We start from the raw sequence: 25132 nt of genomic DNA on the forward strand, positions 1-25132 counted from the left end.
TATTCCTGATTTTTAGAGAGACAATCCAACCCACTGCCAATATGCATAGTAAAATACAACCATTACAAACATATACATAACACTTAAATAGCTACTTAACTTTAATAAATCTTGCGGCTGAAAAGTTTCTCTATCACTTTCTTGAAATAAAAGTAATGCTTTAGAACTGACTGGAAAGGTTAAACAATAATTCATGCCAACAATGCCTAAAAATAGTACAGCGACTTCGTTTAGCTGTAGACTACTTGCAAAGTATAATAATGGCGGAATAAAAATTACCGCTCTCGTTGTGTGAGATGTAATATATAAATGTGATGTGACTGAAAGAATAACAATTACGAGTAACACGATGAAAATGGATTGCTTATTAATTAGTTCTGTTACTAAAAATAACTTCTGCATAATCCATTGCGCTGCACCACTCTCCATTAAAGATTTCCCTAATGCAATTGCTGCTCCAACAAATAAAATTAAGTTCCATGAGACACCTTTTAAACTTTCTTTCCACTGCATCACGCCCAGTTTTGGCAAAGTTAATAAAAACACTCCGATTATCGTTACAGTTGCAATTTCCAAACCGTGAAACGACTCTGTTAACCAAAAAGCTACCATCGCTATTAAAATACTGATTGTATACTTTTCATTTCGCGATAATTCAAACTTAACTTTTTTCTGTTTCAGTTTTGTTTTTACTTCCTCTTTGTCTAAAAATAAAAATAATATTACACGACAACTTATAAAGCTCATTATGAATCCAAATGGAAATCCCCATATTAACCACTCCACAAATGTAATATCCTTATTATTAAATTCCTTTAACATATCTAGGGCAATTAAATGGGAACCTGCACCAATAATTGTAGAACTTGTTGAAACTAAAATAATAGTAGGCATTAAAATTGCTAATGCTTTCGTAATTCTTCTACTCCCAATTTCTTTTGATATAGCTTGAAAAACAGGTAATACAACCGCTGCGCGTCCAGATGTTGATGGAATAAAGAATGCGAGTATTTGAATAATCATTGTCAAAATCCCGCACAAGCCCAAAATATTCCGAGCACGATTTACAACAAAGCACGTCATTTTCTCAGCTAAACCGGTAACTTGAAGTGCCCTTCCTAAAATAAAGGAACCGATCATAAGCCAAATGACATCTGAAGCTAACGAATCAAATAAAAGATCTTGCTTTGCTATTCCTGAAATAATTAGAAATAGGACAGATCCAAGTGCGATATAGGCCGAATTTATCGTTGTTGTTGTCCATAATATAATTGCACAGCAAAATCCAAACAAACTCCATTTTGCTTCCATCGTTAATGACGATGGAAGCAAAAGAACTATTTCTACTATTAATATAAGTGCTATGGGCAGAATCCAAGATGGCTTAGTTTTCGGATGATCAGTACTGTTCACATGTAATTCCACTACATTTTTTTCAATCATGATACGTACCCACTTTTATTCAACCGAGAAGCGATTTGATAACCAACTAAAACTGTACGCATCGTACTCTCTGTACAATCACGAAGCCATTTCTCCGCATTAGAAAATGCATTTTCTAATGAAGATGGCATTGGTAATATACTTGTATATGCATCAATTCCATAATCGTAATTAATACGTGCACCTTTACCGACTGTCCCAACTAATGCGATTACTGGTAATCCATATTTTTTTGCGCATTTAGCCACCTCAGCTGGAATTTTTCCACGTGGTGTTTGAAAATCTATACTTCCTTCCGCAGTAAATACAAGATCACACGCTAGCAATAGTTTATTTAAATCCATATACTTCATAATAATATCGTATCTCGGATGAAGCGTTGCACCAATTAAAGCTTGCAGTCCAGCACCAAGTCCGCCAGATGCACCACTACCTGGCGTATGATGTACATCTATACCTATATCTTTTTTTATAACAGAAGCATAGCGCTCCAGTGCTTTTTCTAGTTCTATTACTTGGGCTTCGTTAGCACCTTTTTGCGGACCGAATACTCGCGCTACTCCCTGCTCGCCGCATAATTGATTAAACCAATTACAGGCAACATCGATTTGAACATGCCTTAATCTAGCATCTACTTGTGATGTATCTATGTTTGAAACTTGTAATAAAGAGGTTCCACCTTGAATTTGTATTTCCTTTCCATCTTCATTTAAAAACTTTACACCTAACGCTTCAGCCATACCAGCTCCGCCATCAGATGTTCCTGAATCACCACACCCTATTAATATACGATCTACCCCTTTATTTAAAGCTAATTCTATTAACTGCCCAACACCATGAGTAGTCGTTTTTCTAGGATCACGTAAATTTCTCGGTACAAGGCGTAATCCTGCTGCAGCAGCCATTTCAATAACAGCTGTACGCTCACCATTTCTCGTTTCAAAAACACCAAAATAAGATTGTATCTTTTCTCCTACAGGTCCCGTTACTTCTACTTCATACATTTTTCCACCAGTAATATTTATAATTGCCTCTGTAAAACCTTCCCCACCATCCACCATTGGTAAAGTCTCTACAGTAGCTAACGGCATGACTTTTAAAATCCCTTCTTTCATTACATCAGCAGCTTCCTTCGCCCCTAAACTTTCTTTAAATCCTGATGGTACAACTAAAATACGCATGTAATATTTCTCCCTTCACCTTGTATATCTCTTTCGTTTCTAAGGATTATACTAAAGGTGAAAAAAGAGAGAACAATTAAGCTTACATTAAAATTTGGTGAGAAAGTGCTGAGTTTTATGAACTAAAAAATCCGTTGTACTATAAAATAGCACAACGGATACACTTCCCTCCCCTATTATTAAGGGATAAGTCTTGTACAGTCCCTTGGAAAAGCACTCGCCTCTCGTACATTTGTTAATTCTAATAGTTTGTATACAACTCTCTCTAATCCAATTCCAAAACCACCATGCGGGGGACAACCGTATCGGAATGTATTTAAATAAGATTGAAATGTATCTGGATGTAATCCCTTTTCATTAAAAGAAGCAAGTAACTTTTCATAATCATGAATTCGTTGTGCCCCTGATGTTATTTCTAATCCTTTATATAGTAAGTCGAACGAATCAGTAATAGACGGATTCTCATTATTCGGCATCGTATACATCGGCCTAGCTTCTTTCGGATAATGTGTAATGAAAACTAACTCACTCTTATATGTTTCCTTCACATATTTCCCTAGTAGTTTTTCACCTTCTGTATCTAAATCCCCACTTGGCGACTCTTTCCGGTATTTATTTTTCAAAATTTCTTGCGCTTCTAACAATGTAATTTTTGGTATTTCTATAATAACAGGTACTTCTATTTGTAATAGTTGTAGTTCTTTTTCACAGTTTTTTGCTACTTGTTGAAACATATATCGTAAAACATCCGTTTCTAATTGCATCACTTCATAAAAATCATGAATAAATCCAAGTTCTACGTCTAACGATATATATTCATTCAAATGACGGGAAGAATTATGATGTTCCGCTCTGTAAACAGGTGCAACTTCAAAAACACGTTCTAAACCTCCAGCTACCATCATCTGTTTATAAAACTGTGGTGATTGTGCTAAATAAGCTTCTTTTTGAAAGTATGGAAGCTTAAAAACATTCGCGCCTCCTTCTGCCCCTTGCGAAACAATTTTCGGAGTAAATATACGTGTGAAATCGTTCTCTATAAGAAATTCACTAAAGCTCTGAACGAGTGTAGATTTCACTTTAAATATCGCCCCGGTTCTCTCATGTCTTAATGATAATACCCGCTCATTCAGTAGTTGATCTAAACCAATTTGTAACTTCTTTTTATTTATTTCAAACGGAAGTGGTTCTGCGCCATTTAATATTTTCACTTCGTGAGCAAGCACTTCAACCCCTAACTCTGTTTTCGAAGTCTCTACAATTTCACCAACGACTTGAACGACACTTTCCACATCTACCTTATATCCAGCTAATTCATTTTCTAATACACATTGCATAACTCCCGATCGATCCCTTATTAATAAAAAACTAACATTACCTAGATGACGAATCTTTTTTACCCATCCTTGAAGTAATACAACCTTTCCGCTTTGCTTTGTACATTCTTTTGTGAGTGAACGCTTCATTATTTTCCCTCCAGTAATTTTATATTTATTTACGTTATTGTTGTCATCGTCATCATCCACGGTCACTCACCTCCTTTCAAAGAATACAAAAATCCGCCCCTATAAATAGGGACGGATTTTTCCGCGGTACCACCCAAATTGTCATAATGACCATCTTAGCCCCGATAACGGTAGGTACCGTTTGCTTTTACTAATTATCACGTTCAAAGCAACACTCACAGGTGTCCTTCCATCATGCGGTATCGCAATCTTCTCAGCAACCGATTGCTCTCTGTAGACCTTTGCATCATGTACTTTTCCTGATCCTCACTTTTTATATTTACAGAGTATTCTATCTCTTCACTTTATAAAACGCAAGCCTTTTTTAATATATTTTGATTTTTCATATCCAATTTTGTACAATCTCCTCTAAAGCCATTCCACGTGAGCCTTTTAGTAATACAACATCCTTTTTCGTTATAACTTTTAATACTTCCTCTGCTATCTTGGCTTTACTATTAAATGACTGTACTTTTCCTGTATCATATTTCTTTCTCGCTTCTTCCGCTACAATTTCAGCTAACTCTCCATAAGTGAATACATATTGAATGCTCTCTTCATTTAACATTTTACCAATTTCTCTATGATATGTTTCAGCATTCTCCCCTAACTCCAGCATATCCCCAATTACTATCATTTTTTTCTTATAGGCATTTAATATCTGTAACGTTTCAATTGCAGCCTTCATTGAAGAGGGACTGGCATTCCATGCATCGTTAATAATTGTAAACCCTGTTTTAGCAGTTAAAAATTGAAAGCGCATATGAGTAATATTTACTTGTCGCAATGCTTTCTGTATTTTTTCTGTAGTGACATTATAAAATTGACCTACGGCGATTCCGACAATCGTATTTAAAATATTATGTTTTCCATGTAAGGGAACATCGTACTGTATTTTTGAATCATTTAATTTAAAATGAACACCATATTCATCTAATTGCACGTTTGTTGGAATCAAATCATTTGTATACTTTTCACCAAATGCCTTACAATTTATACTCGATAGATTCTTATTTTTCAAAAGCAATGGTTCATCTCCATTATACAAACATAATCCTTCACCTTTTAATCCATCAATAATTTCTAATTTAGCCTTCGCAATTTCTTCTTTTGATCCAAGCGTCTCTAAGTGAGAATGGCCAATCATTGTAATGATTACTACATCTGGCTGTGCTATTATTGATAAGTTTCGAATTTGTCCTTTTTCACTCATCCCCATTTCAAGAATTAAAAACTCTGTATCTCGTTTCATCTCTAAAATTGTTAATGGTAAAACGATTTGACTATTAAAATTCCCCTTTGTTTTATGCACACGATGAGTTGTACTTAAAATCGTGCTTATTATATCTTTTACCGTTGTCTTACCATTACTACCTGTAATTCCAATTACTTTTACATTTAGCTCTTTTCGATAAAATTGTGCCAATTGTTGCAAAGCAAATAAAGTGTCATCTACAAATATAATTGGCATCCCTTTTGGCGGAGTGCCGTAAGACTTTTTCCATAAGGAAGCGACAGCTCCATTATCGAATGCCTCTTTCACATAATCATGTCCATCTTTCACCCTAATGATTGGGACAAATACATTTCCTTCTTTAATGCTTTTGGAATCTATACAGACACCATGTATCTCTATATGATGAAACGATTCTTGTAACCCTTCACCACCTACTACCTCTTCAAGTTTTTTCAAATTTATTTGAATCAAAGTATCACCTTTTTCCATTTTATTACATAAATTCCGTTTTATTTACGCATATTAATAAAGTGAAACTTTAATCAGTGGGGATTTTGTTCATCCCCACTGATTATTAGTTGAACCAATCGGGCTTTTACGGGCAGTTGATCCCCCACCTAACTTCTTTGCTTTCCCTGAATTTTGAGGTGGGGGTCTTACTGCCCGTTAATGCGGGATAAAAATTTTATAGCGAGGTGTTTATATGAAAAAAGCGATTAGTTTCTTTCTTCTTTTGTTATGCCTAATTGCAGTGAATGAAACATACGCCTATTCACCAAAATCTTTACCAATCTCCCAAAACTCTGATCAATGGAAAGTGAATATTGATGAACCGAAGAACATAGATAAAAATATGCTTCAAGCTAAAGAAGATGAATTTAAAACATATCAATTTTCAGTAAAAAATGTTGGTAACAGTGAAGTATATAACGTACAAGTCGAAGTATTCCGCAACGAGCCAAAAACGAAAACGAAATATGAACTTTTCTCACGAAAGGAAAGTCGCTTAGCAAGTGGAAAAACTGGATTTGAACATACTAATTTTCCAGTTGCCACAAAAGCAGATGAAGTTGATGTAATCATTACTTGGCAAGAACACCCTTTCCGCTCTATGAGAAACGGTCAAAAAGTTGAGTCTAGAAAATTTAAAGAGCATTTTGTTTTTAAAGAAGAAAAAAACAACTAGAATGCGGATGAATTTACATTAGCATTCATATAGCTTACTTTACTAGTACCAGTTCTTAAGCAAATTAAAAAGTCGTGGCTTATAAACGCCACGACTTTTTATATTAATTCGTACTAATTCCTCTTGCTGCCCAAATACGATCGATATCAGCAGCATGTTGTCCGCCATATAAAAGAGTATCCGCTTGCTTAATCGCTTTTGCTCCATCACTGAATTTAGAGTTTGGTGTTAATGACCAGTGTGATTGTAAAATAATTTTCGTTGCTACATCACGTCCAAAAGCTTGTGCCATCTCATATTGACCTTGTGCCCAAATTTCCCCATCATCATGTACCTCATTTGTAACATCTTTCGGATACACTTTATTCGTATCTAATCGGCGCAAGCACGTCGGATCTGAACTAGAATAAGCAGCCGCATCCCATTCTCCAACACATGCTTTTCCGTAGCCTGTTGTCGATACTGCATCTTCATACGTAGCACCTAAGAAGTCACCAAATCCTTCTCCCATCGCTCCGCCTTCTGCTGAACTACCAAAGCCAGGAACTTGGTTATCTTGAATTGAATGTCCGTATTCATGTGCGATAATACCAGCATCTTCTGCATCATCTACTCCGCCAGTACCAAAAGTTAAAGCTTTCGTTGTCGGAGAATAAAATGAGTTATCCGCCGTCGTTCCATTCACATTCACTTTAATAGAGCGATTATTAATATTTTTAAAACCTAACCCTTGAATGTAACGCTGTAATGTATCGATATGATAATACGACATAACATCTTCAAAGCTATCATTTGCACGTGTATAGTTAAATTGTAAATTTGTAGATTTTGTTTTTGCTTTTGAAGAAATTGTTACATACTCTCCAATTAAAAATCCTGTCCCATCTAAACCTTTTAACGTAACAGTCTTCAATTGATTCGTTAACGCTGTTGAATCCGCATCGTTATTATCTTTTAAGCCTACTTTACTACCACTAGATACGACTGGGTTAGGTAAAAATACTTTTCCTGTCCCTTCAGCTTTTCGGTTTATATCAACCTTTTTAATTAACTTCCCATTTTCTGCATCAATAAATGTTTCCCATGCACCAAACGGGTTATTAGAATGGACTACAACTTTATATACTGGACGAGCAATTCCCTCTTCAACAATATATCCGAATTCTTTCTCTGTAGGAGCCCATAAGTTTTGCTCACTTGCTTCTCCAACATACGCCATTGATTTTTGTATTGCATCTTTTTCACTAATTTTTGTCGTTACTTCCTTCACACCTTTGACGGATTGATAATCAGAAACAGCAAGTACGCCCTTTCCCTCTCCGTTAAGTGTAACTGTAATTTGTTTTGAAAATACAGGCGCACCATTAACAACTTGTTGGAATCTAACATATGAAGCTACTGACGTTTCTGTTGTAGAAATATATTGCAAGTCTGAAAGGTCTGTTTTCAATCCATACTGTGCAGCATTTTCTTTTAAATATTCAGTTGCTTTTTTCTGCGGCGAATAAGCTTCTAGCTTTACTTGCTGTTGTTTTTCCAACGCCGAAACCGTAGAAATCGTCCCCATTACTAATGGCACAGTCATTGCCATTGCCACCATTTTTTTATTAAACATAGAACCACTCCCCCTAATAAAGTAGCTCAACCTTATCCCATTACCACTAGGCAATCATTCCCCACAACATGGGGGGATAAAAATTGAATCTACGAGTAATTCTCTATAAACAATTCTATTACCTTTCCATTTAGGGTCAGTGAAATTTTCTCAATATTTATGCGTAAAGTGAAAACAATACTTTAGAAAGAAATTTCTAAAGTCATTCCTTATCCCTGAAACTTTTCATATTACTGTTTAAAAAAATAGACTTTTTACCTAACGGTAGGTTGAAAAAATTATTAATGAATGATACGATTTAAATAACCTTTTTTAGGAGGATCTATTATGAGTAAAAGTGAAGAAACACTCTCTTCAATAATGGAAGCAAGTTATCGCCTTTTTGCTACGTACGGTATTGCTAAAACAACTTATACGATGATTGGTGAGAAGGTTGGTATCGCAAAACCATCTATATATTACTACTTTAAGTCTAAAGATGCCTTGATTGAATGTATTTTTACTGAATTATGTAAAGCTATGCAGTTCTCTTCGTATTTTCATACAGAAGAATTTACGAAAACAAATTTTATTGAAAAATGTATTGCAATTGGCCTTAAAATAATTGATGAACAGCGAAACGACCCTTATTTTAATCTTGTGTTACAAGAATATGTTTTACTATCTTCAAGAAACAATATGTACAAAGATCGATTACTAACTGTGCAAACAGAATATTTACATGGATTTGAGGTACTCCTTACAAAAGCAAATAAACTTCAATTAATTGAAAATAAAAATCTAGTTTCAAAAGCTCATATGTTAGCATTGGTGCTTGATAATATCGGGAATTTTATGATGATTGATGCAAAGATAGATTATAAACAAATTTGGATTGAAGCTGTAAATAGCATTTTTGAAAGAAGGGATTGAAGTGAATACAAAAAAGCGCATTATCGGCTTAGATTTCGCTAGAGCTTTGGCGATGTTTGGTATGCTACTTGTTAATTTCATGGTGATAACAGGTGCAGAAGGAAATGGTCCCCCTTTTTTAATAACCCTCATGTCACTATTTGAAGGTAGAGCTTCTGCTTTGTTTGTTATACTTGCAGGCATCGGTATCACTTTAATGACTAGGTCAGCCGTTGCTAGCAATGAAAAAATAAAAATTTCTAATAGCCGAAAGACCATATGGAAACGATCACTATTCTTATTTATTTTAGGATTACTACTATATGGACTAGAGTGGACTGGGGATATAATACACTACTACGGTGTTTACCTTTTCGTCGCTGCATTACTCATTACAGTACGCAAAAAACTATTACTTTTTCTTTCTATCATTATTTTATTAATCGCACAAGCTCTTCAGCTTACTTTCAATACTTTCGAAGGTTGGGGAGGACCTACTCCATTCATAAACTATGTAGACTTCTGGACAATACAAGGTTTTCTTCGCAATTTATTCTTTAATGGCTATCACCCTATTTTCCCTTGGTTCTCGTTCTTCTTAATCGGTATGATAATTGGCAGGTTAGATCTTCATAATAAGAAAATTAGAGAAAGATTACTCTTACTGGGTATTACAATTACAATATTGTCAGAACTTTTATCAAAAGGGCTTACTCACTTTTTTATTCCATATATCGGCAAAGAGGCTGCCACATTTTTATTTAATACAGGACCCATCTTACCAAATGTATTATATATTTTATCTGCTACAGGATCCGCTATTGCTATATTAATCATTTGCCTCAACATCGCTGAAAAATATAGAAATAATTGGTTTGTCACTTCCATTGTACAAACAGGACAATTAACATTAACTCATTATGTCAGCCATGTATTTATCGGTATTGGGACGTTAATTCTATTAAATAAAATGGAACAACAATCACTACTATTCGTTTTATTATTTGCTAGTGGATTTTTCATTTTTAGCATTTTAATTAGTGTGTTATGGGGAAAGAAATTTTCTAGAGGACCTATCGAATGGATTATGAGGAAATTAGCCGGATAAATTTCCATCATACAAAAAGGAAGTTGGAATCATTCCAACTTCCTTTTTTCTTTAATGAGCCGCGCTTAATTTAATTCGAACTTTCGCTTCACCTAAAGATAGTTCATCGTCTTCATTCGTTAAGTGATCAAATGTAAATTGCTTAACGAGTAAATTTTCTTCCAATAAATCTTTATGGTTCGTTAATGTTCGTTGTAGTTCTTCCTCTGTATCAAGAATAACATCTACTCGTAAATTAACCGGTAAATTTAACTGCTTACGATATTCTTGAACCGCTCGAATGAATTCACGAGCTACTCCTTCTTGTAACAATTCTTCCGTTACATTCGTATCTAACATAACTGTATATTGTCCGTTAGTCGTATTAGAAAATCCTGATTTTGCGACTTTCTCTACCAGTACATCTTCAGCTGTTACAACTACTTCTTCTCCTGGTGCTGCTTCGTAAACTGCTCTTTCTGTAGATACAAAATGTTGCACTTCTTCTTTTGGTAATTGTTTTAGCCATGTATTTACTGCATTCACATTTTTACCAAGCTTCGGCCCAGCTGTTTTAAAATTCAGCTTTAATTGATAGGACGTATATTTCGTTTCATCGAGTTCAACATGAAACGCTTTGACATTTAGCTCATCCATGACGATATCACGATAAGATTCCCAATCCATATCATTTTCATTATGCGCTAGTAATACAAGTTCTGCTAACGGCTGTTTTACTTTTAAAGAATGCTGATTACGATTACTTCTTCCAAGTTCAACAACCTGTAAAACTGCATCCATTTCCTCTTCTAATTTCGGCTGAAGTAGTGATTCATTTACAACTGGATAATCCTCTAAATGAACGCTACTTGCAGTTAAATTCAAATGAATATCTTCAGCGACAAACGGTGTAAATGGTGCAATTAATTTACTAATTGTTACAAGTACTTCATGAAGTGTCTCATACGCAGCTGCTTTTTCAGCATTCATACCAGACTCCCAGAAACGATTACGTGATCGTCTTACATACCAGTTACTTACTTCATCTACAAGTGCCGCGATTTCACGAGCTGCATTCGTAAATTGATAATCATCAAGTGCTGTTCTCACTTTTTTCGTAGTGCTATGCAATCTTGATAATACCCATTCATCCAATTTCGTCCGCTTTACATCATACGTTTCTTTCGGATTATACCCATCTAAATTTGCATATAAAACATAGAAGCTATACACATTGACTAATGTATCTACAAACTTAGATTTTGCTTCCAGTACTGTTCTTTCAGAAAAACGTTTCGCATTCCACGGTGCACTGTCAACGAGTAGCGCCCATCTTAAAGCATCTGCACCAAACTGATTTACTAAATCAACTGGATCTAGTGCATTCCCTTTACTTTTAGACATTTTCTGTCCTTCTTCGTCTAATACATGTCCTAGTGATAACACTCGTTTATAAGGTACTTTTCCTGTATATAGTGCTGATACTGCTAATAAACTATAAAACCATCCGCGTGTTTGATCAATGCCTTCTGCAATAACATCCGCTGGAAACTGTTCTTCAAATAACTCTTTATTTTCAAATGGATAATGATATTGCGCAAATGGCATGGAACCACTATCAAACCAAACATCAATTACTTCTGGTGTACGATTCATTGTACTTCCGCATTTTTCACAGCAAACTTGCACTTCATCTACATATGGCTTATGCAATTCCAAATCTTCCGGTGTTTCTTTTGTACTATGCTTTCTTAAATCAGCAATGCTTTTCGGTGCGAATTGATGATCGCAACTTTCACATTCCCATACGTTTAATGGTGTTCCCCAATATCTATTTCGGCTAATATTCCAGTCCACCATATTTTCTAAAAACTTACCAAAGCGTCCATGTTTCATATGGTCTGGATACCAAGTAACAGAATCGTTATTTTGCAAAAATGTATCTTTAATTGCAGTTGTTCGGATTAACCAACTCTCTCCTGCATAATAAAGAAGTGGTGAATCACAACGCCAGCAATGTGGGTAGCTATGTTCATACTTTTCTTTATGATACAGTAAACCTTCCTTCGCTAAATGACGAACGATATCCACGTCACAATCTTTAACAAATTTCCCTTTCAAAAATGGTACTGCTTCTGTATATTCACCTTTCTCATCTACAACATGCAAGAATGACAATCCTTCACTTTGAACGACTCTATAATCGTCCTCCCCATATGCTGGAGCGATATGAACGAGTCCTGTACCACTATCTGCCGTGACAAAATCTGCTGCGATAACGTGATAGCCATTTGTAACTTCTTTCATTGGAAATGGCGGCATATAAGATGTGTTTACTAATTCTTCACCTTTATGAACAGATAATACTTCATAGTCTTCTTTTAATACATCTTGTACACGTTCTTTCGCAACAATGTATACATGACCTTCTTGTTTCGCTTTCACGTATTCCATATTTGGATGTACAGCGAGCGCAACATTTGCTGGAAGTGTCCAAGGTGTCGTTGTCCACCCTAGGAAATATTCATTTTCACTATCTTTTACTTGAAACTTAACTGTTGCACTTAAGTCTTTTACTGTTTTATACCCTTGTGCAACCTCATGTGAACTTAGTGAAGTTTGACAACTTGGGCAGTATGGTGAGACTCTATGCCCTTTGTACAATAATCCTTTTTCATGAATCGTCCCTAAAATATGCCATACACTTTCGATATATGGATTCTCTAGCGTAACGTATGGATCATCCATATCTACCCAATAACCGATGCTTTCAGTGAATTCACGCCACTGCTTCTCATATGTGAATACACTCTCTTTACACTTCTGAATAAATGGCTCAATTCCATACTCTTCAATTTCATGTTTACCAGAAATACCGAGTTGCTTCTCAACACCTAATTCTACAGGTAAACCGTGTGTATCCCATCCCGCTTTTCGTAGCACTTTATAACCAGCCATCGTTTTATATCTTGCTACTACATCTTTAATTGTCCGTCCAAGCGCATGACCTACATGCGGTAATCCATTCGCCGTTGGTGGTCCTTCATAAAACACAAAAGACTGTGCGCCTTCTCGATTCTGAATTGATTGCTCGAAAATACTTTGCTCGTTCCACTGCTTACGAATACGTGTTTCTCTCCCTACAGCTGACTCTTTTACATCTACTTTCTTCATCTACAATCACTCCTTTTGAATATTTTAAAGCACACAAAAAACCCGTCCCCATGAAGTAGGGACGGGTTTAACCGCGTTACCACCCTAATTCTATTAGCTCTTCGCTAATAGCACTTAGCAACGTACTATCATACGTGTTCTTTGTAACGGTAGACATCCGTCCGGGCTTACTTATTTTCAGCCTCGGCTCCTCGGAGATGATTTTCAAATAACGTCTGCACACCGGCTTTCAGCTATACACCGGCTCTCTGGGGAACAATTCATTATTTTACTCGTTCTCGTCTTCAGATTTGTATACTTTATTAAAAGCTATTTTATGCCATTGGGCAATAAATTGTCAACTAATTCGAAATATATATTTAATTATACCCTTTTTTCACAATTCCTATACAATTATTTCTTAAATTCTTGTATTCCAGCTAAATCTTCATCTTCTTCAATAAGCTCAGCAAAGAATCTTGATTCATCCTCACGAAGAACAATTTCAAGCTCTTGCTTCGCCTCTTCAATTCTATTTAACTGTGCTAAATAACAAGCGCGATCATATCTTGCTAACAAATCACTCGCATCTATTGTTAATACATCATTTGTTATTTTTTCTGCCTTTAGTGTTTGTCCGGCACCATGATACGAAGATGCTAAAGAAAGAAGAATTGCTGCTTCATTTGGATGATGTATAGAAGCATTTTCTAATACATGAATTGCCTCTTCAAACCTTTCTTGACTTTGATACATTTCTCCTAAAGCAAGAAACGCTCTACTTACAAACGGTGTTTGCTCCATTAATTGTAAGGTAATCTTTTCTGCTTTTCTTTCTTCTCCTATTTTAAAGAATACTTGTGCTTGTAAAAGAAGCGTATCATAATCATCTGGTAACTCTCGAACCATTTGCTTCGTTAATTCTGAAGCATCCCGTAACATATCTTCTTCCTCACACGCCATGAAAAGATTTACAAGTTGCTTCGCTACATCGTAATCCCATTTATTTTCTAACGATGTTTGCAATACATCTATCGCCTCTTTATACATCGCCACATTCTCGTAAAATAGTGAAAATCGCTGCGCTGCCATACTATTTTTTTGATTTAACTTTAACGAGATTTCATACAAATCAATGATTGTAGTAATAATCGAAATTTCTTTCGCACGGTTTTTCATACGATAAAAAGCTCTCGTAATTATGGATTTTTTCGGCTGTTCATTTTGTTGCCGTTCAATCCATCTTTCCGTCACCGCAGATGCAGCATACATAAATGCCATACTTCTTTCTGCCTTCTTCACCTTTAATGTATGAAGAAAATCTCGTATGTTAGACAATTTCTTATGTTGTTCTATCGTTTTTACATACACATCAAATATTTGTTCATTATTTGCATCTTTTTGTATAACTTTCATTGCAATTTCAATTGCTTTTGCATTCCTTTTTTTCACTAACACTTTGGCATAATGATATAGAACTTCTATATGCTCACTATCTAATTGAAGTGCCTCTTCAATCTGTGCTTGTTCTTTATCTATTTCATCCATCGCTCCATACACATATGCAATCGCATCTAATCGCCATATTTCAGGTACTTCGTCCGCTAATTGTTCTAGTTCTGTCAGTAACTCTTCCTGAAGACTCATTTCTACTGAAAGCTGTGCCAAATATTCCATATTAATATGCATCGGCTCTTCTTTCATAGCCTGAACCATATGACTTTGTTCTTTAGAACGGTTTTCTTCTTTTTCGTATATTTCCGCAAGCTGTAAATGTACACCGACGAAATTCCCATCAAGCTCTAAACAAGTTTCATACGCTTGCTTTGCTTCTGTCAATTGCCCTAATGCCATAAGTGTTTCACCAATTCGGTAATACGGTAATGCCGTTTCCTTTTGTTCTATCGCCTTATTATACCTTTTCATCGCTTGGCCGTACTGCCCAATAGATTCATATAAAATACCTGTATAACAACCGTATTCGCTTATTTCATTTCTTTCTTTGTGTAACGTTCTTAAGAATGCTATACCTCTTTGTACAAATACCGTTCCTTTAATTCGATTCACATATTCATCTAACGCACTTGCCACATTATATTCGCTCTGCTTTATACCACTCTCTAACTTAGACAAAGCTACTTTAAACCCTTCTTCATTTCCACCAAGTTCAATCTCAGCATCCCATAAAACCATTCCCGCATTCATAAGAAAATCTTGGCTCTTTTCAATTTGTTTTTCAATACCGAGAATATATTGTTTCGCTTCCTTGTATTGTTCTTTCGCCATATAAACTTGCGTAAGTCCAAAGTGAGAATAAACATCATCATGATTTTCTTCTAAAGCACGATTATACAATATTTCTGCTTCTTCCAGACTATCATTTTGAAAATGATAGTCACCGAGTTTTACGTATAGAGGTGCCTTATCGTCACAATTCTCAATACCTTTTAATAAAATTTCTTTCGTACTTTCCTCATCCTTCAAATCAGACTCGTATATTTCCGAAAGTTTCGTATAGATGTAAGGTGCATTACTATCCAAATAAATCGCTACTTTAAGCCCTTTTATCGCTAAATGTAATTTCCCTAAATGATGCGCACATCTCGCGCGCTCATACCATACATGTGCCTCATTTTTATTCTCTCTTAATAGGTCATTAAAAATTTCATACGCTTCTTCATATCTTTCTAAATCTATTAATATTAATCCGTGATTCGTTAAAGTGAATCTTTCTGGACTACGTTCTAAAGCAACTTGAGAAAACTGCAACGCCTTTTCAGATTGATCGATATACATGTATGATAAAGCGAGAAAACTCCAAGCAATCGGCTGATCTGCGTCTAATTGTAATGATGAACGAAAACTTGAAATCGCTTCTATATAACTTTCCTGTTCAAAAGCATATCTTCCGTTTATTAAATGATATAAAGCACGATTATTTTTCTTCTCAACACTTGTCAGCATTTGCCCGGCTTTTTCTAATTCTTGAAGGCGAATAAAGCACTGCGCACCATGCAATTTAACAAAATCTGAGTTCGGAAACTTCTCCATTAACTTTTCAATACAACATATAATAAACTCATTATCTACTTCAACATCTAAATGCTTAACCGTATATAACCACGTATTCGGATTATCACTCGTCTCTTTTAAAAATTGTACTAAGTTATGAATCCCCTCTTTATCATGTTCATCTAAATGATCCGTAAGAGAAAAAACAGATTTAAAATAATTATTTTCTTCTTCGTTTAAAAATGTTAATTGCTCCTTCTTTTCTTTCGGGACAAACGTAATCGCTAAACAACCTGTGTAACGATATTTTTCTTGTAACTTACTATATTCCACAATAACTGGTTCTATAAAGTTCGGATCTTGAACATAAAAAACTTGTAACGTATCATCATATCCAGATAATACTTGCACATGTGAAGCATGCTCAATATCTATACTTAATAAAACCGGAATCCCTTCATCCAGCAGTCTCTTATAATTTTCCTCATTACCTTTAAAATAACGATATTCATAACCTAATTCTTCTAAATAAGAAACAGTATCCGAAAACTTTGAGCCTGTCATATCAAAAATAAAATCTGCTATTTCATCTTGTGTACGTTTTTCTCCCCATAACTGCAACATCATTTCTAAACTTGTCGGAACACAATAATTATCCTTTTGTACAATAGGAACTATCGGTAAATGCACCTTTTTTCCATCTGGATTTTTTTCTAAATTATGATATAAAGACTCTTTTAAACTTTTTTCTTCTTTTAATAACTGTTGTAAATCTACAAGTTTATTCATTTTGTAAAGCGCTTCTGCACGTAAATGTACAAAGTAAGCTTTATACGCATGATAAGGAAGCTGATTATTTATGTTATCTATTACCGCTAACATTTCTTCATACTTCCTTAAATCTAATAAATATTTTACCTTTTCAAAATGAAAATATGGTACTTGTGGGAACTTTACAATCGCATCATCAATTAGCTGTAATGCACGTTTTTGTTCTCCTTGATTCGCATATAATTGTGATAATAAATAGGTAGATAGCTCTTCACAATCTTTATGCTGCATGCCGGCTATAAATTGTTCTTCTGCTTTCTCCCATTCACCTGTATGCATATAGACGTAGCCCCATTTATCAAATACGGCACGTGAACTGTACTCCTCTGCCTTTTGCATATAGATTAGGGCTTCTTCATTTCGTTTCATTTCCAACAAACATCGTACTAACGTAAAATATGTTTTCGCTAAAAGATCAGCTTCTATTTCTTCTTTACTTACCTCTTCTAATGAGTCTTTTAACAACTGTTCTACTTCAAGTATTTTCCGCTCATCAATTAACTCATCACAATATAAAGAGAGCGTTCTCATATTTGGGAATTTTTTGTAGGCGTAGCGAATGAGGAATGAACTGTATTGGTGCATAAGCCCTTCATCAGTAAGACGTATTAATATGTCAAACTCCTTATGTGAAGGAACACTAGCAAGCCAACTCTTCAAATAAGATAAAGTATTCTTTTCTTTTATATATGAAATTTCATTATTTATTTCCTGTAATCCATCTATAAATCTCTTGTCTTTCAAACAAGCATCTAACTGCTTAAAATCTAGCATGTATTCACCTCGAATATTTATTTGTACTGCTACTTGCTTAGATTTTACACATCATATTGTAGGTATTCAACTAAAATCTCTTATAATAGATGGTATTAATTAATATTATTCAAATTTATAACAAAATATAGTAAAAATGATTGTTTTCCCCCATATTTTGTTTAATTAAATGGAATAACGTAACATGAGGAGCTTATCTTTTGGAAGCTGAAATCCGTACATGAAATTATATCGGCGATTTTCAAAATATATCAGCGATTATACAGTGGATATCGACTTACCGACAAAAAATGACAATCCTCAATATACCTCTACCTTTTAACATTCTATGTCACCAAATGTAATTTTCATATTCGGAGCATATACTAAAGACGAATGCATTTGAAATGCTTTAAAAAATCGGAGTTCAGCTTCATATTGTGCTAGCGCATCATCATATATTAACCCTCTAGACATTAAACGTTCTATAAATTGCTGTTTATCACCCGGATCACCTGCAATTCCCTCTTCTTTTAACGAATGATACAACCTTTGTTTATCATTATGATGCATATTAGAATCTAAAAAGTTCACTTTATCACTTACTCTACATTGAATATTTTTTACGCCTAGTTCACTTAAAAATATCGGTATTTTCATACCAATATTTCCATCTTTTCCGCTTCTCTGCATGTCACTTTCAAATAACTTCTGCAAAGCACCTAGCCTAATAATTTCCGATTGATTCTCTCCATTTAAAGAGTATGAAGACATATTTGATATCCAATGTGGTTCAAAACAGATTATTTTTCCGTTCCTTTTAACTGAATGCATCATTTTTTGTACCATCATTTTTGGCGAACTCATATGTAATAAGAAAGCATGACAAATTGCTATATCGTATGTATCTTTCAATTCAATTTCTGTAGCATCTCCCTCAAGAAATTCTGTCTCATACGGAAGTAAACGAAACAACTCTCTCGCTTCAGATAATAATGTTTCTCCACTATCAATGCCTGTATACTTTGACCCTTCTGGAAGTAAAGGCATTAATACTAATCCTAAATAACCATATCCACAACCATAATCAACAATATGTACTGGCTTAGTAATCTTCCAAACCATATTTACTAAAAAGCTTACATAATCGTCGTTGTAATATAAATCTCTCGTGTTTTTTAAATATGTTATTTTACTGTTCCAATCGTATGTTTCCAAGTTTAACGCCTCCTTTTTATATATGACATTACAATTCTCCATTTAATATGGACATTCCTACACTTGAAACAATTCTAGAAAAGTTTAGATTTAATAAAATTAAACTTCTGCTTTCACATTTTCTATAAAAATAAATAGGCATACATATCTACTATGATACGTATACCTATTTATTTTACATCTCCTCAGGAGCCTCTACCCCTAGTAAACGTAATCCCTCTTTTAATACAACTGTCACAGCATAAACTAATGCCAGTCTACTGTCTTTTTCTTCGCTCTCTTCCAATATACGAACATTGCCGTAGTATTTATTAAACGATTGTGCTACATCTAATACGTATTTCGAAATGATTGATGGCTCATTTTTGTTGAAGGCTGCTTCAATTACTTGTGGAAACTTATTAAGTAATTTTACGACGCTCCAGCTATGATCATCTTTTAATGCAAACATACACGTTTCAAATTCTACACTTTCTTTTCTTAAAATAGAGCAAGCACGTGCATGTGTGTACTGTACGTACGGTCCTGTTTCACCTTCAAATTTCAGCATATTTTCTAATGAGAATTCAATATTATGCATACGCTCATTTTTTAAATCATGGAAGATAACTGCGCCAGCGCCGACTTGCTTTGCTACTTCTTCTTTCTGTTTTAAGTTTGGATTTTTCTCTTCAATATTTTGTTTTGCAAGGTCGATTGCTTCTTCAAGTACTTCTTCAAGTAAAATAACTTTTCCTTTACGGGTCGACATTTTCTTACCATCTTTTAAAATGAAGCCAAACGGTACGTGTTCCATACCATCAACCCAAGTATAGCCAAGCTTTTTTAATACAGTGAAAAATTGATTGAAGTGTAAACTTTGTTCTGGGCCAACTACATATAACGCTTTATCAAACCCAAATGTATTTTGACGATATAACGCTGCCGTTAAGTCACGCGTTGCGTAAATCGTCGCACCATCTGATTTTCTAATTAAGCAAGGCGGCATTCCCTCTTCTTCTAAATTAACGACTAACGCGCCTTCAGACTCTTCAAGCAAATCATGTTCTTCTAAAATTCCAATAAAATCTTCCATTAAGTTATTATAAAAAGCTTCTCCTTGAAAATTAGTAAATTCAACACCGAGAAGTTCATAAATACGAGAAAATTCTTTTAAGGATTCGTGACGGAACCAATTCCAAAGCTCAACCGCTTCTTCATCACCTTCTTCTAATTTCTTAAACCAAGCGCGTCCATCTTCTTCTAGTTCTTCGTCGTCTTTTACCTCTTCATGGAATTGAACATATAACTTAAATAGTTCACGGATTGGATCTTCTTTAACTACTGCTTCATTTCCCCATTTTTTATAAGCAGTAATTAACTTTCCAAACTGTGTTCCCCAATCCCCAATATAATTAATTCCTACAACTTCATAGCCGCATTTTTCAGCGATATGTTTCAGTGAATTTCCAATCATTGTAGAACGTAAATGCCCCATTGAAAAAGGCTTCGCGATATTAGGAGAGGAATAATCGATAACTACAGTCTTTTCACATCCTAAGTGATTTTGACCGTACTCTTCTTTCTCCGCTAAAATCGTTTTTAATACTGCATCACTTACAGTTTCACGATTAAAAAATACATTTACGTAAGGACCAACAGCCTCTACTTTCGTAAAAAATGGATCACTTAATTTCTCCGCAACTTCCTTTGCGATAATAGCTGGTGATTTTTTATATTGCTTCGCAAGTGAAAAACATGGAAACGCTGCATCTCCGAATTCATCTTGTTTCGGTGTTTCAATTAAATCTAAAATTTGTTTTTGCGTTAATCCATTCGTGAAAATATTGAATAAACTTTCCGCAAACTGCGTTTTGTAATCCATACTACAACCTCCTTAATTTTTAAAACACAAAAAACTCGTCTCTAAAAAAGAGACGAGTTTTAACCCGTGGTACCACCCTTGTTGTTCATTACGAACCACTTTCCCGTTTATAACGAGGACAGGGGGCCTCGGCTTACTCTACTATTCGTTCAAGAAGCATCTCCGAAGTGCGCTTCATCTTTTTCTTCCGCACTAGGCTCACACCATCCCTAGCTCGCTTTCCTTCCAAAAAAAGACTACTCTCTTCATCACAGACAGTATATTTAATTAATTATTGCTTATTATACATCTTTTCAAACAATTAGCAAGGGTCAATTACACCAAAGTGAAACTTCGCACTTTTTCTTTTGTATACGTGAAAATTATGTTTTTCAAATCTAGAACTACGGAAATGATCTTTCAGAACGACACGCTTTCTCGCCACACGCTTGGCTTCCGCAATTGTTTCGTCAGTAATATCATGATACAAAGCGAAGTGTTTTAATCCTTTTATTCCATCTGATTCTATAACAGTTTCTTCAAACATCGGATCAAGGTACACGACATCATAACTATCGTCTTCACATTGTGTTAAAAATGCGTAATGCTCCGTTTGCTTCACATCGATTCGTTGCATTGCCTCATCAATTTCAGAAACAGTTGAAGACCATGTTTTCAAACCATTTTCCATAATATAAGCCATATACTCATTGCCTTCAAGTCCCGTTACTTTTCCGCTTTTACCAACAATATAACTAGCTACAATACTATCTGATGCCATACCGAGCGTACAATCTAATACTGTCATCCCGCTCTCTAATTGCGTGGCTTGTACAAACGGATCGTGTTCTCCGCGCATTAACCTTTTTACACGAAACATCGCTGAGTTTGGATGAAAGAAAAATGACTCTTCCGTTCCTTTTGGATAAATGGCTAATCGGTTTTTGCCTACGACAAGTACATCTTGTTCATACTGCTCATGTAGTTTATGTACTGGTATGTCATTACGTTTAACGAAAGAACGATTTAATTCTGCTGCTACCTCATTTGCATAATCTGTCATTTCTTTGTTTGTTCTTCCTGCTGTTGTTACAATCATTTTTTCACCTCTATATAAAGAAAAGAGGGAGATTTACTCTCCCCCTTCTTTAGCAATTCTTTTCGAAAGCTTGTTCTAAGTTCGTAATAATTTCGTCCATAGTTGCACCTTCAATTTCATGACGGTGAATGAAGTGAACAACTTCTTTTCCTTTTAATAATGCCATAGATGGTGAAGATGGAGGAATTTCTCCGAAGTATTCACGCATTTTTGCAGTCGCATCTTTATCTTGGCCTGCGAATACAGTTACAAGATGATCAGGTTGTTTTTCAGCACGAACAACTGCTTGACCTGCTGATGGACGTGCTAAACCAGCTGCACAACCACAAACCGAGTTTACAACTACTAAAGTTGTACCTGATGCGTTTTCCATAAATTCTGTTACAGCTTCTTCTGTAGTTAACTCTTCAAACCCAGAACGCACTAATTCTTGACGCATTGGGATTACCATTTGGCGCATGTATTCTTCATAAGCATTTGACATCGTGTAATCTCTCCTTCAACTTTCATTCCAAATTCATCATATCACGCTCTATTACTAGGTGCAAAAGAAAGATAACGATGATTTCATTTTTTTGTAGGGATTTCACAAACCCCACCGCGGCAATGTCCAACTGGGACAAGTTTTCTATTGTTAGCGATATAATCGTATACTTTACTTCCAAATCCAAGTACGATAGACAGTTTTATAAATGGAACGGCAAACCAATAAGATGGAACGGACTTTGCTAATACATGTATGCTATGAATCCCGTCATACCACTTATTATTTTTTAAAATATACAATCTTTGTTCCATCTTGCTTTGTAGTTCTTGAGAAAGTTCATACTTCTCAACTACATCTTCATCTCGAAATGAAACAAATTGCATCTTACCCTTTTTATCTAGTTTTTTCGTACGTTCTGCAACCGCCGTACACATCGGGCACCAACTATCATAGAAAACAATCATACATTATTCCCCTTTACGAGACTCCGTCATTTGTTTCCATACAGAACCTTTTGCTTCTTCTCCGCCTTCAATACGCTCTAATGCTAGACGCGCTTGCATCGCTACTTCAAACTCCGGATCATCTTGCGCTGCTTTTAATGCAGGAATCGCACTTTCATCTCCAAGTTCAAATAAGAACATTGCTGCACGCCAGCGTACTAATTTACTTGAATCTTTCAGAGATTTAATCATAACGAACATCGCTGCTGGATCACCTACGTCTGATAAGCAATCGCCCGCTGTACGGCGAACACTTACTGAACGATCTAATAACGCTTTATATAATAACGGCAATACCCCATCACCTTTTACCATACCTAAATACGCTGTTGCTAAACGGCGGATTGAAACTTTTTCATCATCTAACGCCATCTTCAACACTGGCATATCTTCTTCAGTAGGATCCATTTGCTCTAATGCTGCAAAACGATTTTTCCAGTCAGCATCTTTCATCATCTCTACTGTTACTTTATACGGCTCACGCTTTTGAATCGTTACTTCAACAGCACCTGCCTGGTTTAATAATTCTTTAACTGTTTCATTTACACGTTCTTCTGAATAAGCAGCAACAATCTCTTCCACTACTTCTTTCCCGATTTCTTCAAAATTACCGTAACGTGTACTTTGTTCCACCCATTTACGTTCTTTTACAACGTTTGGTGCAGACATTTGAACTTTCATAATTGATTCTTTAAAACGATCTGGTAAACCAACACGTTCTTCCGATGTTCCATCTGTTAACTTTACTTGCATTGGAATTGTAAAGAACATTTGAACAAACACTTTCACTTCTCCAAAATGAACAAATTGTTGTTCTTCACTCTCTTCTACTACCTCTTCGCCGAAAACAGCACGAACTTGTTGTAATAAAACTTTCCAGTCATACTTTGCATTTCGCTCCACCGCTAAAAAGTCGGCTACATGATATACACCTTTAATGCCTTCAATTTTCAAAATTTCTTGCACTTGCATTGGTGCTTGCTCTTTATTTTCATTTGTATAATTATTACGCGCTCCTGATGGTAATACTTCATTCAAAATAACTTTCATTGTATTTGGACTTGGCGTCGGTTCAATTGCTTTAATCTTCACGTAAAAAACTCTCCTTTATTGCATGTTCTTAGGTGTATTGTAACATGTTCCACCTTTCTAAACCTACTCGGATGCTTTATTTTGCTGATTTCTTTCCATCATCACACTTTATCTTTCAACCTAATTGCCCCAAACCCATTGTTTAAAGTCCCCTCTTATTGCGATGCGCCCTCCCGCCTTCTCTCCAAAAATGTAATGCTCTCAATTACAACTTCCGTTTTATATATTCTCTTACCTTGATCATCCTCGTAATTACTCGTATGAATACGCCCGGTAATTCCAACAAGAGACCCCTTCGTACAATATTCAGTTACATTCTCAGCCGCTCTTCGCCAAACGACACAATTAATAAAATCTACTTGTTGCTCACCTAAACTATTTCGAAAACCTCTATTCACCGCAACACATACTCGTGCATAAGCGACGCCTTGCTTTGTGTAGTATAATTCTGGCTCCTTTGTCAATCTACCGATTAATACAACTCGATTCATCATAAGTTATACCACCTCACATATTTTTCTTCATTGTAAAGAAAAATGTTTGAAGGGTAAAAAGCGTAAAATAATATATTTTAAAGTGAAAAATATTATTTTATATCTAATAAAAACAAAAAAGAAACCTTACATATTTTAAACATGTAAGGTTTCAAAATTTATACTTCACTACATGATATGTAATATCCACCGCGAGCCATCTTTATTTCAACGCGGTACATTACATTTTCTAAGTAAAAAGTAATCGGTTTAACTTTACTCTCAAATTTTAGTTTTTCATTACATTCAGCCGCATATCCTTCTATTACTGAAGTAATAACTTCTGCTGACGGATATGTTAAAGCTTCATCTAGTTCTATGAAAAAACTTTTAGAAAATAGTTTTTTCATAATCCCTTTCTTCTCTTTCATCATATGCCATCCCCTTCAATTCAAACTATCACCATCCATATTATACCATACCCTCAATTTATCCCGCATTAACGGGCAGTAAGAGCCCCACT

Annotated in this window: 18 protein-coding genes and 3 other annotated features; of the genes, 3 read left to right on the forward strand and 15 right to left on the reverse strand. The window is 35.2% G+C overall.

Annotation, left to right across the window (positions count from 1 at the left end; translation table 11 throughout):
* Window positions 1–12 precede the first annotated feature (12 nt).
* The 4 genes from JDS82_RS16285 to JDS82_RS16300 form a co-directional block, all read right to left on the reverse strand.
* Entirely contained in the window at window positions 13–1443 is a 1431-nt protein-coding gene (locus tag JDS82_RS16285) for an SLC13 family permease (protein ID WP_199713590.1), read from the reverse strand.
* The gene (locus JDS82_RS16290) at window positions 1440–2624 is read right to left on the reverse strand and encodes a glycerate kinase family protein (protein WP_088058332.1); all 1185 of its coding nucleotides are present in this window, start codon (window positions 2622–2624) and stop codon (window positions 1440–1442) included. The genes JDS82_RS16285 and JDS82_RS16290 overlap by 4 nt, the downstream gene beginning before the upstream one ends.
* 179 nt (window positions 2625–2803) lie before the next feature.
* Window positions 2804–4090, reverse strand: a complete 1287-nt coding sequence (gene aspS, locus JDS82_RS16295; protein WP_199713601.1) for an aspartate--tRNA(Asn) ligase — start codon at window positions 4088–4090, stop codon at window positions 2804–2806.
* Between the two features lie 104 nt (window positions 4091–4194).
* Window positions 4195–4406 (reverse strand) — a binding site (T-box leader).
* Between the two features lie 66 nt (window positions 4407–4472).
* Entirely contained in the window at window positions 4473–5855 is a 1383-nt protein-coding gene (locus JDS82_RS16300; protein ID WP_199713591.1) for a UDP-N-acetylmuramoyl-tripeptide--D-alanyl-D-alanine ligase, read from the reverse strand.
* A 214-nt stretch (window positions 5856–6069) separates the two neighbouring features.
* Here JDS82_RS16300 and JDS82_RS16305 point away from each other — a divergent pair, with 214 nt between their 5' ends.
* A complete protein-coding gene (locus JDS82_RS16305) occupies window positions 6070–6552 on the forward strand; it encodes a hypothetical protein (protein ID WP_199713592.1) in 483 nt (160 codons plus the stop codon).
* A gap of 103 nt (window positions 6553–6655) precedes the next feature.
* On the opposite strand, the gene JDS82_RS16310 is transcribed toward JDS82_RS16305, so the two are convergent.
* Entirely contained in the window at window positions 6656–8167 is a 1512-nt protein-coding gene (locus JDS82_RS16310; protein WP_199713593.1) for a M36 family metallopeptidase, read from the reverse strand.
* Between the two features lie 327 nt (window positions 8168–8494).
* On the opposite strand from JDS82_RS16310, the gene JDS82_RS16315 reads away from it, so the two are divergent.
* On the forward strand, window positions 8495–9079 hold the full coding sequence (locus tag JDS82_RS16315; protein WP_000045221.1) for a TetR/AcrR family transcriptional regulator: 585 nt from the start codon (window positions 8495–8497) through the stop codon (window positions 9077–9079).
* 1 nt (window position 9080) lies between these two features.
* The gene (locus tag JDS82_RS16320; protein ID WP_001093117.1) at window positions 9081–10166 is read left to right on the forward strand and encodes a DUF418 domain-containing protein; all 1086 of its coding nucleotides are present in this window, start codon (window positions 9081–9083) and stop codon (window positions 10164–10166) included.
* Between the two features lie 51 nt (window positions 10167–10217).
* On the opposite strand, the gene ileS is transcribed toward JDS82_RS16320, so the two are convergent.
* The 10 genes from ileS to JDS82_RS16370 form a co-directional block, all read right to left on the reverse strand.
* Entirely contained in the window at window positions 10218–13319 is a 3102-nt protein-coding gene (ileS, locus tag JDS82_RS16325) for an isoleucine--tRNA ligase (protein ID WP_000754925.1), read from the reverse strand.
* A gap of 54 nt (window positions 13320–13373) precedes the next feature.
* Window positions 13374–13613, reverse strand: a binding site (T-box leader).
* 99 nt (window positions 13614–13712) lie between these two features.
* A complete protein-coding gene (locus tag JDS82_RS16330) occupies window positions 13713–17915 on the reverse strand; it encodes a bacteriocin-processing peptidase family protein (RefSeq protein ID WP_199713594.1) in 4203 nt (1400 codons plus the stop codon).
* Window positions 17916–18233: 318 nt separating this feature from the next.
* The gene (locus JDS82_RS16335; protein WP_081252594.1) at window positions 18234–19154 is read right to left on the reverse strand and encodes a class I SAM-dependent methyltransferase; all 921 of its coding nucleotides are present in this window, start codon (window positions 19152–19154) and stop codon (window positions 18234–18236) included.
* A 133-nt stretch (window positions 19155–19287) separates the two neighbouring features.
* Complete coding sequence (gene argS / locus JDS82_RS16340; RefSeq protein ID WP_199713595.1) at window positions 19288–20976, reverse strand: arginine--tRNA ligase; 1689 nt, start codon at window positions 20974–20976, stop codon at window positions 19288–19290.
* A gap of 45 nt (window positions 20977–21021) precedes the next feature.
* Window positions 21022–21237, reverse strand: a binding site (T-box leader).
* A 40-nt stretch (window positions 21238–21277) separates the two neighbouring features.
* Window positions 21278–22054, reverse strand: coding sequence for a class I SAM-dependent methyltransferase (locus JDS82_RS16345; RefSeq protein WP_199713596.1), 777 nt, complete (start codon window positions 22052–22054; stop codon window positions 21278–21280).
* 49 nt (window positions 22055–22103) lie between these two features.
* The gene (locus JDS82_RS16350) at window positions 22104–22538 is read right to left on the reverse strand and encodes a BrxA/BrxB family bacilliredoxin (protein ID WP_000063703.1); all 435 of its coding nucleotides are present in this window, start codon (window positions 22536–22538) and stop codon (window positions 22104–22106) included.
* Window positions 22539–22621: 83 nt separating this feature from the next.
* Complete coding sequence (locus tag JDS82_RS16355; protein ID WP_000634892.1) at window positions 22622–23005, reverse strand: thiol-disulfide oxidoreductase DCC family protein; 384 nt, start codon at window positions 23003–23005, stop codon at window positions 22622–22624.
* Between the two features lie 3 nt (window positions 23006–23008).
* Window positions 23009–24136, reverse strand: coding sequence for a virulence factor (locus tag JDS82_RS16360; RefSeq protein ID WP_199713597.1), 1128 nt, complete (start codon window positions 24134–24136; stop codon window positions 23009–23011).
* Between the two features lie 155 nt (window positions 24137–24291).
* Window positions 24292–24630, reverse strand: coding sequence for a single-stranded DNA-binding protein (locus JDS82_RS16365; protein ID WP_000982032.1), 339 nt, complete (start codon window positions 24628–24630; stop codon window positions 24292–24294).
* Window positions 24631–24788: 158 nt separating this feature from the next.
* Complete coding sequence (locus JDS82_RS16370; RefSeq protein ID WP_064469585.1) at window positions 24789–25043, reverse strand: DUF4318 domain-containing protein; 255 nt, start codon at window positions 25041–25043, stop codon at window positions 24789–24791.
* Window positions 25044–25132 lie beyond the last annotated feature (89 nt).

Origin of the sequence: Bacillus cereus group sp. N14 (genome assembly GCF_016483555.1) — a bacterium.
In the GTDB taxonomy this organism is placed as follows: domain Bacteria; phylum Bacillota; class Bacilli; order Bacillales; family Bacillaceae_G; genus Bacillus_A; species Bacillus_A wiedmannii.